The sequence below is a fragment of the Bacteroides sp. 44_46 genome (assembly GCF_001915465.1).
Lineage (GTDB): Bacteria > Bacteroidota > Bacteroidia > Bacteroidales > Bacteroidaceae > Bacteroides > Bacteroides clarus.
This window is the reverse complement of record NZ_MNQO01000013.1, coordinates 33,256-51,165: the sequence shown is the minus strand read 5'-3', so window position 1 is coordinate 51,165 and position 17,910 is coordinate 33,256. Positions and strand designations below refer to the sequence as shown.

The 17,910-nt window shown below is 42.9% G+C and carries 10 protein-coding genes; 3 read left to right on the top strand and 7 right to left on the bottom strand.

Going from position 1 to position 17,910, the window contains the following annotated elements:
• Window positions 1-18: 18 nt before the first annotated feature.
• The 5 genes from BHV73_RS05525 to BHV73_RS05505 all read right to left on the bottom strand — a co-directional run bounded on the left by BHV73_RS05525 (window position 19) and on the right by BHV73_RS05505 (window position 11,108).
• On the bottom strand, window positions 19-3,225 hold the full coding sequence (locus BHV73_RS05525) for a SusC/RagA family TonB-linked outer membrane protein (RefSeq protein WP_087425560.1): 3,207 nt from the start codon (window positions 3,223-3,225) through the stop codon (window positions 19-21).
• Between the two features lie 262 nt (window positions 3,226-3,487).
• Window positions 3,488-3,940, bottom strand: a complete 453-nt coding sequence (locus BHV73_RS05520) for a cupin domain-containing protein (protein WP_022218320.1) — start codon at window positions 3,938-3,940, stop codon at window positions 3,488-3,490.
• A 14-nt stretch (window positions 3,941-3,954) separates the two neighbouring features.
• Window positions 3,955-5,097, bottom strand: a complete 1,143-nt coding sequence (locus BHV73_RS05515; protein WP_373129806.1) for an aldose epimerase family protein — start codon at window positions 5,095-5,097, stop codon at window positions 3,955-3,957.
• A gap of 28 nt (window positions 5,098-5,125) precedes the next feature.
• The gene (locus tag BHV73_RS05510) at window positions 5,126-9,166 is read right to left on the bottom strand and encodes a two-component regulator propeller domain-containing protein (protein WP_286737334.1); all 4,041 of its coding nucleotides are present in this window, start codon (window positions 9,164-9,166) and stop codon (window positions 5,126-5,128) included.
• 40 nt (window positions 9,167-9,206) lie between these two features.
• Window positions 9,207-11,108, bottom strand: a complete 1,902-nt coding sequence (locus BHV73_RS05505) for an ulvan lysase-like protein (RefSeq protein ID WP_286737333.1) — start codon at window positions 11,106-11,108, stop codon at window positions 9,207-9,209.
• Between the two features lie 236 nt (window positions 11,109-11,344).
• On the opposite strand from BHV73_RS05505, the gene BHV73_RS05500 reads away from it, so the two are divergent.
• A complete protein-coding gene (locus BHV73_RS05500; protein WP_022218324.1) occupies window positions 11,345-13,312 on the top strand; it encodes a sulfatase family protein in 1,968 nt (655 codons plus the stop codon).
• Between the two features lie 20 nt (window positions 13,313-13,332).
• Here the strand turns inward: BHV73_RS05500 and BHV73_RS05495 are convergent, their stop codons facing one another.
• Window positions 13,333-14,691 carry an MATE family efflux transporter gene (locus BHV73_RS05495; protein WP_009123113.1) on the bottom strand — a complete coding sequence of 453 codons (1,359 nt, stop codon included), beginning with the start codon at window positions 14,689-14,691 and terminating at the stop codon, window positions 13,333-13,335.
• 94 nt (window positions 14,692-14,785) lie between these two features.
• Window positions 14,786-14,932, bottom strand: a complete 147-nt coding sequence (locus tag BHV73_RS05490; RefSeq protein ID WP_165357046.1) for a hypothetical protein — start codon at window positions 14,930-14,932, stop codon at window positions 14,786-14,788.
• Between the two features lie 203 nt (window positions 14,933-15,135).
• On the opposite strand from BHV73_RS05490, the gene lysS reads away from it, so the two are divergent.
• Together lysS and BHV73_RS05480 are read left to right on the top strand one after the other, a co-directional pair.
• On the top strand, window positions 15,136-16,860 hold the full coding sequence (lysS, locus tag BHV73_RS05485) for a lysine--tRNA ligase (RefSeq protein ID WP_022218326.1): 1,725 nt from the start codon (window positions 15,136-15,138) through the stop codon (window positions 16,858-16,860).
• Window positions 16,861-16,863: 3 nt separating this feature from the next.
• Window positions 16,864-17,859: an NAD(P)H-dependent glycerol-3-phosphate dehydrogenase gene (locus BHV73_RS05480; RefSeq protein WP_009123110.1), complete on the top strand. Its 996-nt coding sequence runs from the start codon at window positions 16,864-16,866 to the stop codon at window positions 17,857-17,859.
• The last annotated feature ends 51 nt before the right edge of the window (window positions 17,860-17,910 follow it).

Sequence of the window (17,910 nt, the reverse complement as noted above, 5' to 3'; positions counted from 1 at the left end):
TTCGATTTTTAGAATTCATTAAAATGCTACATTAATACCAAACACAAAGGAACGGCTTCTAGGATAAGCGCCGAAATCGACGCCTGGTGTCATAGCATCACTCATAGTAGATACTTCCGGATCAAACCCTGTATACTTAGTCCAAGTCAACAGATTATTGCCAGTAGCATACAAACGCAATTTAGATAAACCTATCTTATTAATAATTTTTTTGGGGAATGTATAGCCTAATGTTATATTACTCAATTTCAGGTAAGAACCATCTTCTACCGCCCATGAATGTATAACTGCATTATCAGATGAACCGTTATCGTCAAAACAAGCGATTGTTTTACCTTGATTGATAGCCGCAAGCTCTTCCGGGTTTGTAATCAAATCACCAGTTTCCTTATTAATAGTAACCCAACGATGACTCCAATCAGCAGCAGCTAACACATTTTTATTAGTCAAAGCTGTTCTTGTATTGGTTAATTTAGTTGCATTCAATACGTCATTTCCAAAACTATAAGTCAAGAAAATACTCAAATCAAAATCTTTATAGGTAAAAGTATTATTAATACCACCATAGAATTTTGGAAATGCATTACCAATCACTGTTTTATCATCTTCCGTTATTTTATTATCCTCGCTACCGTCTATGTTTTTAAATTTCAGCATACCTGGTTGTACCTTATTTTTTTCACCACGGTAAGGAATACCATCTTTTAACGTATATTTACCAGATGCAGCATCATAATCAAAATCTGAAACTTGATATAGACCGTCGGATATATATCCGTAGAACTGACCTAAGGGCTCACCAACACCAATTTTGTGTGAAGAACCTGCGCCTTTTACACCCATATCCGCCAAATAAAGTTGCACCTTTTCACCAGTCAGCTGCTTTACTGAATTTTTATTATGAGATAAAGTAACTGTCGTATTCCAAGAGAAGTTTTTATTCGTAATATTTACAGAATTAATAGTTAAATCAATACCTTTATTTTCTGTTTCACCTGCATTAATAGTCATAGAGGAATAACCGGAAGAATTTGGCAGGCGAGCATCAAATAACAAATTACTACTACGATTAATATAAAATTCCGGAGATATAGTTAAACGTTGATCAAAGAAGCCAAAATCCAAACCGACATTAAATGTCTTGTTAGCCTCCCATTTCAGATCAGGATTAGGAACTTGCTTAGAAGCGTATCCTGATTGTGCACTATTGCCATTAGGATAAGTTACAGATGACATAATAGCCAAGCTAGAGTAACTACCAATGCGATTATTTCCTGCCAAACCATAACCAATACGGAACTTCAAATCAGAAAATATATTCAAATCTTTAATAAATTCTTCTTCACCTAAACGCCACGCAGCAGAAAAAGCAGGGAAATAACCCCATTTGTTATTCTTACCAAACTTAGAAGAACCATCAGCGCGTACAGAAGCTGTGAACAAGTATTTGTCCATCAAATTATAATTCACACGTGCAAAGAAAGAAAGTAATTTGTCATCGTAATTTTCACTAGATGTCGGAGTGATTGGTGTGCCTAAAGACAAATCGCCTAAACCGATTTCATCATTTGGGAAATTATTAGCACCAGCCATGAAATTACGAGTCCATTTAGTAACATATTCATGACCTAACATAGCTGTTACATTATGTTTATCATTATACCAATTATAAGTTAGCACATTGGAAGTTTGGAAGCTGCTACTTTCAATATTCGTAATGCTACCATTGATACTGGAGCGTTTTGCAGTCATAGACTGGTCACCGTAAAAAACATCATTACGACGAGTTTGATAGCGCATACCTGTTGTATTACGGAATGTAAGACCTTTTAATAACTTAACAGTTGCACCGGCATTTGCTTGGAATGTACGCCATTCTTTATCTTTGGTTTCTTCTGCAGCTGATAAAAGCGGATTTTGCATTACATTACCACTATCATCGGCAAACAAAGGATCCTCATCACCCAATAAATCCGTATCCACACCATTAATACCAATAGTAGGGCGATACTGCAAAATATGCTGCATTTTATTAAAACGGTCACCACCTTCAGAAGTACCCATACCTTCAACACGCATTTGGTCATAACTAATACGAGCATTCACTGTTAACCATTTACTTACCTCATGGTTCATATTGAAAGAGATATTGTGTTTCTTAGAACCACTATACATCATAGCTCCTTCCTCATCATAGTAAGCATAAGCCAAGCTATACTGCATTTTTTCAGTATTTCCAGATACACCCACACGATAATTTTGTGTTAAAGCTGTACGTCCCAACGTTTCATCCTGCCAATTTATACCTTTTCGACCAGCATAATTTGCCTCAAGATCACTATAGTTTCCATAAATACTTTTCCACTTATTCAAATCGCCACCATCACCTTTTGCAATCTTATAAAGTGTACGTTCATAATCCAATAAGGCAAACTCGTATGGAGAAAGTACATCCAACTTCTTAGCGATTTTTTTGAACCCAACATAAGTATCAAAAGTAACAGTTGCTTTACCACCGGATTTACTACCATTTTTAGTTGTAATTACCACAACACCATTAGCGCCTCGAGCACCGTATATAGCCGTAGCAGATGCATCTTTCAAGACGTCAATAGTCTCAATTTCAGCAGGATCAAGAGTGGACATACCATCTTCGCTAGGAAAACCATCGATGATATAAAGAGGTTCATTACTCTGAGTAATAGAAATACCACCACGAATACGGATAGAAACCGAAGATCCTGGAGCACCTTCTGTTTGTTGAATTTGCACACCAGCCATACGTCCTGATAAGGCTTGAGTTACATCACTAACAGGAACTTTTGCAATCTCCTGATTACCAACTGATGCGACAGAACCCGTTAAATCTTTACGTTTTACTGTAGCATAACCAATAGCAACCACTTCATCCAACATTACGGCATCAGCCTTCAATGTTACATTGATTACATTTTTACCGTTAACTTTCACTTCCTGGGAAGTCATTCCCACATACGAAAAGACCAATACATCTTTAGATGCATCATTTACTTTCAAGGAATAGTTACCATTTACATCTGTAACAGTTCCTACACCAGCAGCTCCTTTAATAGTTACACTGCCACCAATTACTTCATATCCATCGCCATCAATGACCTTACCAGTAACAGTCAAACTTTGCGCGTATGCAGACATACTCACAAAGGCAAGGATAAACATTAAAAATAGTTCTTTTAATTTGTACATAATAAATAAATCTAAGGTTCTACGTTAGAAATAATTTTTTTCGATGACAAACTTAGTGCAAATGCAAAAAAAAGTGTAAAAGTATTGTTTTTGTTAATCACACTTTTACACTTTCTATATGCTATTTTTGTATAGAAGAGGATATTTTTGTATAAAATACCGCTCTACAGATATATATGAGCAGGATTACTATAATTCAATAAAGCCCACCTGTTTTGTTAAATATCGCTAATAATGCACTCTCATTCTTCTATCAAGAAACTTATTTCAAGAAATCAGCTCTCATTGGAGCAAAGCAATCCACGAGTATTCCTGGTTCTAAACAAACACAACCATGCAAAATATCCGGTTCAATGTAAATACCATCACCTGCCTTTACTACCTTCTTTTCATTTCCTACCGTAAACTCAAACTTCCCACTTGCCACATAGGTTGTTTGTGTATGGTAGTGAGTATGAGGAGTTCCTATCGCACCTTTCTCAAATTTCACCTTCACCAGCATCACTTGCCCATCATAGCCCATTATCTGCCGAGTTACACCTGTTCCTGCAGGTTCCCATGCACTTTCTCCACTAATAAAAGTAGTACTCCGAGTTTTTTTAACAGGAGTATTGGAGCCTTCCACATTTCCAATTTGGCTTGCACATAAATTAGAAGCCATAAAAAGTGAAATACCCATTAAACACATACACTTTTTCCAATCTTTCATTTTCATAATCAATGTTTTAATTAAAATTTATTTTGTTCAGATAATATTTCAAATTTATATATAGTAGTTTGCCGATAAATTTCTCCCGGCAACAATACAGTGGTTGGAAATTGAGGATTATGAGGTGAATCCGGGAAATGTTGCATTTCGAGACAGAAGCCATAATATTTCCCGTAAGAAAGATGTGCATACCCCTTCAAATAATCTAAATTAGAAGCCGGAGTATAGAATTGCATACCGGGTTCAGTTGTATATGCTTTCAATACTCGACCGGAAAGAGGTTCTACAACTTTCGCTGCAAGCGCTAAAGTTCCCGGCTGTTTATTGAGTTTATAATTGATGTCATACCCCTTTTCCCTTTTTTCAATACGCTGTTTGGCCGACTGTAAAACTCTAAAATCATATTCCGTTCCTGCTACTGCTATTAGTTCCCCTGTAGGGATTCCCATTGAGTCAACCGGAGTTATTGAGTCTCCCGCAATCATATAATAATGATTAAGTACAGATTCTTTGCATCCAGCCAAATTAAAATAGCTATGATTGGTTAGGTTTACTATGGTAGGCTTATCCGTCGATGCTTCATAATCCAAAATAACCTCATTATCATTAGTCAATTTATACGCTAACGAAAGGTTTAGATTTCCGGGAAAACCACCTTCTAAATCAGGACTTAAATACTTGAAAACAACTACAGCAGTATCTTTCACGATATACGATGTATCAACATCAAACACTTGAAGATTAAAACCTTTCACTCCGCCATGAATAGAATGTGCTTTACTATTCTTATCCAAATGATAAACAGTCTTGCCTAAACTAAATTCTGCATCTTTAATTCTATTTGCAAACCGGCCTACCGTAGCACCAAGCTTAGGCTGCCTACCTAGATAATGCCGTAAACTATCAAGACCTAAAACGACGGGTTCAAACACTCCGTTTTTATCGGGTGCAGAAACAAAAACCAAAGATGCACCATAGTTTGTAACCTCAATAGCCATCCCTTGCTTATTTGTTATTTTAAAAAGCTCAACAGATTTTCCCTCATACTGAAGACTATCTTTCTTGACGATAAGAAAATCGGATTTTCTCTCCTGACTACATGACATGAGCAGAAAACTTACAAACATCGAAAAAACGACGTATAAAGTATATATTTTCATCATAATGAAATACAATAAAATAGTATCTTTATTATTTCTTTCCGTATTCTGTAGGAAGACACCCCATATATTTTTTAAAACGAGCTGCAAAATAAGAAGGAGTATTATATCCTACCATAAAACTAATTTCAGAAACAGTATATTTACCCTCTTTTAATAGCTGGCAAGCTCGATTAAAACGTATTTTATGAATAAAATCAATAGCAGACTTACCTGTTATCGCTTTCAGTTTCAAGTGAAGATTAGACCTGCTCATATTCATTTCACTAGCAAATTGTTCAGTGGAGAACTCCACATTGCTTATGTTCTTCTCTACTATGGCAATAGCCTTCTTCAACATTTCTTCATCCATTGCATTACTCGTTATCTTATCCGGCTCAATCTCTGCCGTATTAGAGAAATGTTCAAAAATGCGATAACGAGTACGTAGCATATTTAAAATCTTAGCTATCAGGACTTCCATTGAGAATGGTTTGGGAATATAGTCATCCGCCCCAACCTGCAGCCCTTTTAATTGGTATTTGACATCTACTTTTGCAGACAATAAATATACGGGGATATGACAAGTCCTTAAATTCTGCTTTACTGATTTGCAAAGCTTTATTCCATCCATTACGGGCATCATCACATCTGAAAGTATCAGGTCTACGTCATTATCTTTCAGTAAGTCCAGAGCTTGTTGCCCGTTCTCTGCTTCTATAAGATTAAATTGAGCAGATAAGCCATTTGACAAATACTGACGCAACTCCTCATTATCCTCCGCTATAAGAATCGTTCCGTGCGTACTACTCTCCTCTTTTTCATTAGTTTCCACTTCTACGAATTCTACATCATCGACATACATATCATGCGCATTGGTAGAATAAACACGCTGTCCCTCTAATTCCCCACTGCTTCCTAACAATTCATCAGCGCTATACACAGATTTGTCCTGAGGAATATAAATAGAAAAGGTAGAGCCCTCTCCCACTTCGCTTACCAATGTAATTTGTCCATGATGTAATTCTACCAAACGTTGCACTAAAGATAGTCCGATACCACTCCCCTCATGTCCATTTTCTATTTGATAAAAACGTTCAAATATCTTTTGTTGTTTATCTTCGGGAATACCGACTCCCGTATCTATAACTTGTAAAACGACATTCTTATTCTCCTTATATAATTTAACTGAAACACTTTCCCCATCTCCCGTATATTTAAAGGCGTTCGATAATAAGTTATTAACAATCAAATCCAGATAAGTTCCATCAAACAGCACATCCTCATCTTGCAGTTCTGAATAGAAATTATAGTCTATATCCTTTCGTTTCGCCAAACTTTCATAATTCAAAAAGGTATTCAGTACCCTTTTGTATATATTGGCATATACTGGTTTTAATTCAAAGATACCCAATTCGGCACGTCGGTAATCCATCAATTGATTTACCAAATGCAATAATCTCTTCGTGTTCCGTTGGATATATAATAATTTTTCACGTTCCCAATGCCCGGTAACATTACTAAGAAGTTCTTGTAGGGGAGCAACAATTAAAGTTAGCGGAGTTCGCAGCTCATGTGAAATATTAACATAGAAACGTATTTTCATTTGGCTGATTTCTTCCCGTTTTTCTTTATCCAATCTCTCCATACGAATTTCCGTTTGCATACTCTTACGCAACCAAAAGAAACGAAATATTATAAAAGCCAATAAAACGAAAAACAAAGCAAATATTGAAAGAGCCCACCAGGTACAATACCAAACCGGAAGCACCTTAATATGAAGAACTGCCATGTCTTTACTCCACTTCCCATCATTATTTGCCGCTTTTAAAAGAAATCTATAATTTCCCGCCGGCAAATTAGAATATGATACCGGACTTATATCGCCTTGTTTATACCATTCCTCATTATATCCTTCTAATTTATAAGCAAAGGTATTATGCTTACCTGCTATATAATTAGAAACGACAAATGATATAGAAAAAGAGTTCTGAGAAGATTTCAATATGATATGGTCTACACCTTCTATATTCTCTTTAAGGATTCCGGTTTCATCATTAGGCAATACTTCTTCATTAAACACAAAGAGTTTATTGATTACCGGTTTGGGAGTGTAAGGATTATCTATTAGCGTTTCGGGACGAAATGAAGTTATCCCATTAATTCCACCGAACAACATATGTCCGTTACTAACACGGCAATAAGCCCCAGTATTGAATTGATTACTTTGCAAACCATCCACTATCGTAAAGTTACGTAATTTCCGATTATCCGGATTAAAACAACTCAGACCTTGATTAGTACTTACCCACAAGCGTCCATAACTATCTTCCAGAATTCCATAGATCACATTACTCGGCAAACCGTTATCCGTTGTATATTGCAACGGCTCTTTATCCCCTTCCCGCAAAGCAAAAAGTCCGTTGCGGGTACCAATCCATATATAACCAAATGCAGATTCATAAATACAATTCACAAAGGACTGTTCCAGCACCGTAGGAATATGAAAATCAGTATTGGTCAATAAAGACTTATCAATCTGGTTATATACCGACAACCCCATTTCTCCACCTGCCCAAATACGCCTTTTAGAATCCCGGAATAATAAGCGGTTATATTTTTGTATGGGACGTCCTTTTACATCTTTGTCTATAACAGTAAAACGTTTTCGGGCAATATCAAAATAGATGAAATGCTCCAATGAAGCGACCCACAGCCCCTCTCCCTCATCCGATATAATTGAATAAATATTATTACTTGGTAAGTTACTATTCTGTTGATTATAAAACTCTTTCTTTCCCGTTCTACGATTCAATATCATCATTCCGCCGGCATGAGCACCTACATATACTTTATCGGCAGACTCATCCACATATACAGTTTTGATGTCTTTAAAAGGAACCCCTTCCGATGTATCCGGGTTGAATAAATAGTTTTTATAAGTCTTTGTTATATTATCATAGAAATTCAAGCCGCCATCACTCGTGCCAATCCACAAATTATTCTTTTTGTCTTCTACAATACAACTGACCACATTATCGCTTAACGAATTATAGAAAGGAATATGCTTTATCTGCTGGAAACGATTACACAACGAATGATAATAATTCAAACCACCCCAATATGTACCCAGCCACATACCGCCTTGCGAATCTCTGAATATACAACGCACCGAGTTCTGAGATAAAGTTCCGGCTTGAGTTATAGAACTCTCCATCGAGGAGAAACAATCTTTCCCTTCCTTATATATATTTAATCCGCTATAAGTCCCTACCCATAAACGATTCTCCTGGTCCAACGCCAACGAACGCACATAATTTGAATTTAGACCGGACGCCTTATCCTCGTAGCGATAGTTCTTTAGTTTCTTGGCTTTTATATCATACATATACAAACCACTGCCTTCGGTCGCTATCCAGATTCTATTAAACATCTGGCATAAAATTCCGTGTATCCGCGCTTTTGTCGGTAACTCCACCAGCTTCTTCAATGTTCCATCCTGTAAGGAATAGGTATATACCCCACTCTCTGTACCGATATAAACACAGTCCCCCTGCCTGACTAATGCAGAAGGTTTCAGCAGATGCAAAGCGGTAGACAGAGTATCACTCATGAAATGTCCGCCTTTCACATCAAAAAGCAAGATACCCTCCGCTGTTCCAATCATCAGCCAGTCCTTCTGTAAAGGCACAATATTCATGACAGCCACATTTTGTCCCCTTTTCTTATAATAGAAATTAGAGAACTCATTCTGACGACGATTATAAAGTGACAAGCCGTCCCGTGTTCCTATCCAGATACGATTATCGTCATCGATAACGACGCAACGGGTAATATCATTCGCTATACTCTTGGGATTCTTGTATTGATGACGATAGACCGTAAAATTATAACCGTCGTATTTATTAAGGCCGTCATAGGTGGCAAACCATAAATTACCTTCTTTATCCTGATTAATTCCAAATATTGTACTATGCGACAGTCCATCTTCCAAACCTATATGCGTGAAACGCATTCCATCGATTTCATCGGCAAACCCGATACCGGTAAATAACATTCCACATAGCATTAGTAAAAGTCGAAATATCTTCATATATTATATTATTAATACAAGGCAAAGAAACAAAAATATATTAATTATATATGATTTTAACTATTATTTTTTTACTTGGGCTTTCAGGGAATACTTGCAGGGGAATAAAAGAAAAACCCGGTACAGGATTAAATATACGCCCGTCCGCATCGGTCGGAGCCACCTTCAAATGACCATTTACACAGGAGATTTCCAAGGTCCCGTTCTCTTTTCGGATACGCATATTCTTAGAGCCAACCTCGGTAACATCCGAAGGTGAAGCGATTACCGGCAAAACCATATATGCGGAATAAGGACAATGGTCCATCTTTATGGTTACCCCCTGTTTAGAATAAACATAGTCCATACTCACCGGTATCGAACCTTGGATAGGAGTTTGCTGGTCAATATCTACCAAATGCGTATTAACATGGAAATTATGCGTATCTTTTTCTTTAGTATACGTAATATCCGTATCCAAGTCATCGAGATTGCTGTAAATTGTTCCGTATTGCACCATTTCGACCCGAGGAGTTCCGCTCATTAGATACTTCCGGCTATTACTCTGCATATTAGGCGCTTCTATCAATGTATACTGATTCATTGTAGCAGCGAATACAGGACCTGCTTGCGCATGCCATAACAATGAGACGGCTCCTCCCATAGGATGAGTTCCTTTTACTTTATACTCAGCATCATAACCCGTAAATGTGGCTCTCCACGGACCTTCCGCAACCAGCCATGTACGAATATCCCGGAAGAATTTCACGCCATATTCCGCATCGCGCGGCAACGTTTTGTTCGGTGTGGCCTTAACAGGCGGCAACTCCAGAAACGCGGTCAGAGCTTTCGCATGTCCGAAGGTGTGATGAATACAAGCCGGAATCCCCGAAGCGCGATAATCCCGACCGGCATGAAGCAGTCCGTCAACCGTTGATTTTCTCAACAATCGCACGTTACGGCGGATAGCTTCCAGATATTCGGGATGGCGGTCTGCCAATGCATAATAGCCCCCCATAAAACCATCACTCGTACGTCCACCCCAATACGTCCACTTGAAGCTACGCGTACCCCAGCTGTTATCCCACGCTCCGTCGGGTAGCATAAATTCCAGATGGGTATTCATCGAACGTTCCACGATAGCCAACAACTCCTGATTATCCGCCATAAGCGCATAATAGGCCAGATTAGGCAATGATTCTTCTATATTATAGCCCAAATCGACAGGAAGGCAACCGTTTTTTGTAGGGCTCCAAATCTTAGGTCCTTCACCATACAAGAAACAATCATTCTCCGTGAAGAAGTTTTTCAAGTCCGAGGCTACTATCCGGGCTTCTTCCTGAAAATCAGGACGGTTAAACATTCCACCAAGGGCTTGCAGGGCATAAGTAACCGAAGCTGAATAATTCACATTATTCAAACGTTTCATTTTTCCCTGCATACGACGGCTGTACATTTGAGGATTTTTCATCATGAATTCACCAGCTTCCAATAATTGTTGCTTCCAGTGATTCCGGGTCGAGTCATCCAACAAATGTCCGTGATAGTGCAACGCCTCATACAAAGCGATAGCGGCAAAGACGGTTGTACCGCTCCAGTCCGATACGTGCACGTCATTCATCCATGAGCCGTCCGGACGATGCACATTTTCCATCCAGGCCATTAAACGCTTGGCCGCAATCAAATATTTATCATTGCCGGTCTTATCCGCCAGATACATCAAAGGCAGCACGGCGTCACCTATCCGTCCGTGAATACGGGCACACGCAGGACACAGGATACCTCCGTCAAGCGCCGGATTCAGCTCCGCGCATTGATAAGTCAGCAGAGTATCCACCCACTCCACCAACAAATTTTCCGCTTCATTACGTAAATCACTGTCTGAAAAAACGATATTTTCGGCACGTACCTGTCCGGATAAAGACAGCACATAAAGCAGTGCTGCAAAGAACACATTTCTCATACTATTAACATTAAGATTTATTTTTCAAAAGTAAAGCTTTCGGCTAATATTCGGCCATTCTTTTATCCAATACCCCGCGACATCTGTCCAGAACCAGCCGCAATATTGTTCAAATCCCGCTAAATTTGTCGAAAATTAGCCGATAGAAACAATATTGACAGCATTTTGTACACAAAAAAGCGTGTATTCCCCTTGAATGTCCTACCTTAGCGACTGTTAATAAAAACTGATATAGCATGAAAAACTTACCTCTATTAATGTGTACTGCTTTCTGCGGGTTGCATACGGCCCAGGCGGACGCAGCAGACAACAAAAAAAACGAAAGGCCCAATATCCTTTGGCTCACCTTCGAAGATACCAGCGCTTACGAGTTCGGTTGTTACGGCAACAAGGATGTACACACCCCCAATGCGGACAGTCTGGCCGCTCACGGCATACAATTCATGAACGCGTGGTCGGTGGCTCCGCAAAGCTCTGCTGCACGCTCGTCGCTTATTACGGGTTGCTACTCCTCGACCTACGGCATGGATGTCCATCCTGTTTCATACGATACTCCGGCAAACATCTTCTTCCCGCAATGGCTGCGTGAGGCCGGATATTACTGCACCAACAACAGCAAGACACACTACAACTCCACCACGGACAACAAAAGCTGCTGGGACGAATGTACCACGAAAGCCTCCTACAACAGTCCGCAGCGCGGCAAAGACCAGCCGTTCTTTGCCGTATACAACACGGTAACCTCCCACATGGGACGCGTCCGCACTTTCCACACCGACGGCCGAAGAGATTATACCACAGAAGGCATTTATCCCGAACTGCTCACCCTGCCCTCCTACGTGCCCGACCTGCCCGAAGTGCGTTCCGACTATGCCGGCCATCTGGAAGCCGTACAGGATGTGGACACATGGCTGGGTTTCTTCCTGAAAGACTTAAAGGAAAAAGGATTGGATGACAACACGATAATCTTCTTCTTCAGCGACCATGGCGGTTGCGTTCCACGCGGCAAAGGCTACTTGTATGAAAGCGGTTTGGAAGTGCCTATGATAGCCTATTTCCCGCCCAAATGGCAACACCTGGCAGGAGAAAAAGCATCCGGAAAAGAATATTCTTTGGTCAACTTCACAGACTTAGGACCTACCGTACTCAGCCTTGCAGGCGTAAAACCGCCCAAGCACATGCAGGGAAAGGCATTATTCGGGAAGTATGCATCCGATGAAAAGCGTGAAATCCAATTCGCATTAGCGGCCAACCAACTGCACCACTTCATGCCGGTACGCGCCGCGACCGACGGACGTTTTAAATACATCCGCAGCTACATCCCTTACCGTCAGTTCGCCCTGCGCAATTACTACCAATGGGGGATGCCGTCCAATAAGGCATGGGACAAACTGGTCTTGGGAGGACACAACACCAACCCCGACTGGGCGCAGACCTTCAACGCCCATCCCGCCGAAATGCTGTTCGACCTCGAGAAAGACCCGGGTGAATTGCACAACCTGTCCGACTCTCCCGAATACGCAGAAGTATTGGTGAAGATGCGCACAGCCCTCTCCGACCACATCCGCGCCACCAAAGACCTGGGCTTCTTCATGCCTACCTCTCGCGAGAATGTGGTATTATATGATAAAGTACGCAAAGAGAAATATCCTTTGGACGAACTGTACAATCTTGTAGAATTGGCGGGTACAGCCCATGCGGGCGATGCTCCCGTGTTCGAGAAAGCGTTATCCAGCCAATATCCCGAAATGCGCTATTGGGCGTCCGTCGGTCTGGCGCAACTCGGAGCCAAAGGAGAGCTAAAAACCTGCCCCGCATCCCTGCTTGCCTTACTGAATGACGCAGACCCCTACATAGCCTGTGAAGCCGCCTATGCCGCCGCTTATCTGGGAGAAACCGCCAAAGGCATCGAACGCCTGAACAATCCGGCAAAAGAAGCCGACCGGAAAATCGGTTATTCCCTGTTGGAATGCCTCTCTCTGGATAAGGCCATGCAACCCGCCATCCGCGTTCATCTGGCAGACCTGAAAGACAAAGCCGAAACGCTTCCGCGCAAAGCGAACGAAGATGCCGGCCTCATGGCGCGCGGTATCCTGGTCAATCTCGGTGAAATGGATATAAAGAACCTTCATGGTCCGGAGTCCTACCAATTAGGCCTGAAGCTGAATCACGGACGCAGACCCATGGTGCCGCTTCCAAACTGATGAGCCGGACGACAGGTTCCTCAGGCGCCTTGCGCCTGTGCCTTAAACTTACGGAACTGCCACGTCAGCATTGCCGCCGCTATCAGGCTGGCCAGCAAGTCGGAAATAGGCATGCTGTACCAAACGCCTGCCGCACCGAAAAAGCGAGGCAGAATTATCAGGCAAGGCAGTAACACCACCATCTGGCGGGTAAGGGAAAGAAATATTGCCTTACTCGCCATTCCTATGCTCTGGAAGAAGTTGGCCGTCACCATTTGAAAGCCGATGATGGGGAAAAACATCACTACAATGCGCAATCCCTTTGCCGAGAGGGCAATCAGCTCGGCATCCGACGTAAAGATGCTGACTACCAAATCGGAGAACAGCATACCCGCGACAAAGCCGAAAGTCGTTACCCCAGTCGCATAGATTATCGTCAGCTTCAGCGTCTTGGTGACACGGCCGTATTGTCCGGCTCCGAAATTATAACCCGCAATGGGCTGCATTCCCTGGTTCAATCCCATTACAATCATCACAACGATAAACACCAGCCGGTTGACAATGCCGAAAGCGCCGATAGCCAAATCGCCGCCATACTTTTTCAGCCCCTGGTTGATAAGGATTACGATGAAACAGGCCGCCATATTCATCAGGAACGGCGACATACCGATAGCCAACGAATCAAAGACAATCTTACGCTTCAGGCGGAAAATACCACGATGGAAATGCAGCAGCTCATCTTTATCGCTGAATATCCTGAGCTGCCATATCAGCGATATAACCTGCGCCAGAATCGTAGCGACAGCCGCCCCGCGAATGCCCCAGCCGAAGCCGTAGATAAATACCGGGTCGAGTATCGTATTGATAACCACCGTAGCGATAGTGGCATACATCGCCTTCTGCGGATGCCCCGAAGAGCGCAGCACCGCGTTCAGTCCCAGATAAAGATGCGTAATGGCGTTTCCGAGAAGGATAATCTGCATGTAGTCGCGCGCATATCCCACAGTCTCGTCGCTGCCGCCGAAAAAGTAAAGAATAGGGTCGAGGAACGCCATTACCACCACCGTAAAAGCCACCCCCAGCAGAATATTCAGTACAAACACGTTACCCAGCACCCGTTGAGCCGTATCATAATCCTTCTGCCCCAATTTGACGGAAATCAACGTAGCCGCTCCCACGCCCACCAGCGAACCGAAAGCCGCCGCAAGGTTCATCAGAGGGAAGGTCAGCGCCAATCCCGAAATAGCCATTGTACCTACACCATGACCGATGAAGATGCTGTCCACCATATTATATAAGGAAGACGCCGTCATGGCGATAATTGCCGGAACGGCATACTGCATCAATAATTTACCGATATTCTCCGTACCCAACGCTGTGGGTGTTTTTTGTCCTGCCATACTTTTTACCTGTTTTTCGAGGGCGCAAAGGTACTCAAAATTCGTCAGGTGAGCAAGCATCCCGCTTCGTCTTAAGGAAAAGGCACCCTCTCTCCTATCCGAAAAGCATCAGAGACAGGGATGAAGGAGCGCTCACTCCGGCTTTGAGTTTCATCTCCAGGTTAGAGATATACATCTTCAGCCTGGGGATATCCATCTTTAGGTTGGAGATACACATCTTCAGCCTGAAGATAAAGTTCATTCCCTACCTTAGACAGGCTTTCCGGCGGAGCCGGACTATCTTCTTCCCTACCCGAAGCTATCTTTTCCCAAGACTTTGCCTGATGAATACTTAACAGCCTGCCACAGCGCACACGGCCTCTGCGGTGAATAAATTCCCCTAAAGGTTCGGTATCTGAAAAATGTTTCGTATTTTTGTCCCCAAATTGAGTGAATTATAGCGAAATGAACGTATTAGAACTAAGTGAACAAGAAATCATTCGTCGCAACAGCATGAATGAACTTCGCGCGATGGGCATCGAACCCTATCCCGCAGCAGAGTATGTAACCAACGCTTTCTCTACCGATATCAAAAATGAATTTAAAGATGACGCCGAACCGCGTCACGTATCCGTAGCCGGACGCATCATGAGCCGCCGTGTTATGGGGAAAGCGTCTTTCATCGAGTTACAGGACTCTAAAGGCCGTATCCAGGTATATATCACCCGCGACGACATCTGCCCGGGCGAAGACAAGGAAATGTATAATACCGTATTCAAACGCTTGCTCGATTTAGGTGACTTCATCGGCATCGAAGGCTTTGTATTCCGCACCCAAATGGGCGAAATCAGCATCCATGCCCAGAAGCTGACCGTTCTTGCCAAGAGCATCAAGCCGCTTCCCATCGTAAAATATAAGGACGGCGTGGCTTACGACTCGTTCGACGACCCGGAACTGCGTTACCGCCAACGTTACGTAGACCTCATCGTGAACGACGGCGTCAAAGAAACATTCCTGAAGCGCGCCACAATCATCAAGACCATGCGTGCCGTACTGGACGAAGCCGGCTATACGGAAGTGGAAACACCGATTCTGCAATCCATCCCCGGCGGCGCAAGCGCACGTCCCTTCACAACCCACCACAACTCACTGGACATGGATCTCTACCTGCGTATCGCCACCGAGCTGTACCTGAAGAGACTCATCGTAGGCGGTTTTGAGGGTGTATACGAAATCGGAAAGAACTTCCGCAACGAGGGTATGGACAAAAACCACAACCCGGAATTCACCTGCGTAGAGCTGTACGTACAATATAAGGACTACAACTGGATGATGGGATTCACCGAGAAACTCCTCGAACGCATCTGTATCGCAGTAAACGGCGGCACAGAAACCACCATCGACGGAAAAACCATCAGCTTCAAGGCTCCTTACCGCCGTCTGCCCATCCTGGACGCCATCAAGGAAAAGACCGGTTACGACCTCAACGGCAAGAGCGAGGAAGAAATCCGTCAGGTGTGCCGCGAACTGAAAATGGAGATTGACGACACCATGGGCAAAGGCAAGCTGATAGACGAAATCTTCGGCGAATTCTGTGAAGGCACATTCATACAGCCTACTTTCATCACCGATTATCCGGTGGAAATGAGCCCGCTGACCAAAATGCACCGCAGCAAACCGGGACTGACCGAACGCTTCGAGCTGATGGTAAACGGCAAAGAGCTGGCCAACGCATACAGTGAGCTGAACGACCCCATCGACCAGGAAGAACGCTTCAAAGAGCAGTTGAAACTGAGTGAAAAGGGTGACGACGAGGCCATGTTCATCGACCAGGATTTCCTGAAAGCGCTGCAATACGGCATGCCTCCCACATCGGGTATCGGTATCGGCATCGACCGTTTGACCATGCTGATGACCGGACAGGCATTCATTCAGGAAGTATTGTTCTTCCCGCAGATGCGTCCCGAAAAGGTTACTCCGAAAGACGCGCCGGCCAAATTTATGGAGTTGGGCATTCCGGAAGAATGGGTGGCGGTCATCCAGAAGGCCGGCTACAACTTGGTTAGTGACATGAAAGATGTAAACCCGCAAAAGTTGCATATGGACATTTGCGGCATCAACAAGAAATATAAATTGGAACTGGCGAATCCGACCGTGAAAGATGTGGAAGGTTGGGTTGAGAAAATCTAAGAAATGAAACTACCCGGTAAGATAGCCATTATGGGCGGAGGAAGTTGGGCCACTGCCATTGCTAAAATGGTATTGGCGCAAGAAGATACTATAAATTGGTATATGCGGCGTGACGACCGCATTGCCGATTTTAAGCGTCTCGGTCATAACCCTGCCTACCTGACGGGCGTCAAGTTTGATACCAAGCGTATCAATTTCAACTCAAACATCAACGATGTAGTCAAGGAATCGGATACACTTATCTTTGTGACTCCTTCTCCTTATCTGAAAGCTCACTTGAAGAAGCTGAAGACAAAAATCAAGGATAAATTCATTATTACAGCCATCAAGGGCATCGTACCCGATGACAACGTGATTGTATCGGAATACTTCACGAAAGAATACGGTGTACCGGCGGAGAACATTGCCGTACTGGCAGGCCCCTGCCATGCGGAGGAGGTTGCGCTCGAACGGCTTTCTTATCTTACGATAGCCTGTCCCGATATAGACAAGGCGGACAAGTTTTCCCGTCGCCTGGCCAGTTCATTCATCAAGACTTCCGTCAGCAACGACGTGGCCGGCATCGAATACGGTTCCGTGCTCAAAAACGTATATGCCATTGCCGCAGGGATTTGCAGCGGTTTGAAGTATGGCGACAATTTCCAGGCGGTACTCATGTCCAACGCCATCCAGGAGATGGACCGTTTCCTGCAAACCGTACATCCGCTGAACAGAAACATCAGTGATTCCGTTTATCTGGGTGACATGTTGGTGACGGGATACTCCAACTTCAGCCGTAACCGTACGTTCGGTACGATGATAGGCAAGGGATATTCCGTAAAAAGCGCCCAGATAGAGATGGAAATGATAGCCGAAGGTTATTACGGAACCAAATGTATCAAGGAAATCAACAAGCATTACCACGTGAATATGCCGATACTGGATGCTGTGTACAACATCTTGTATGAACGCATCTCACCGATGATTGAAATTAAGTTACTGACTGACTCTTTCCGGTAATACGGAAGAAGGAACAGGAAGGACGAAATACAGAATTTAAAACCTATAATA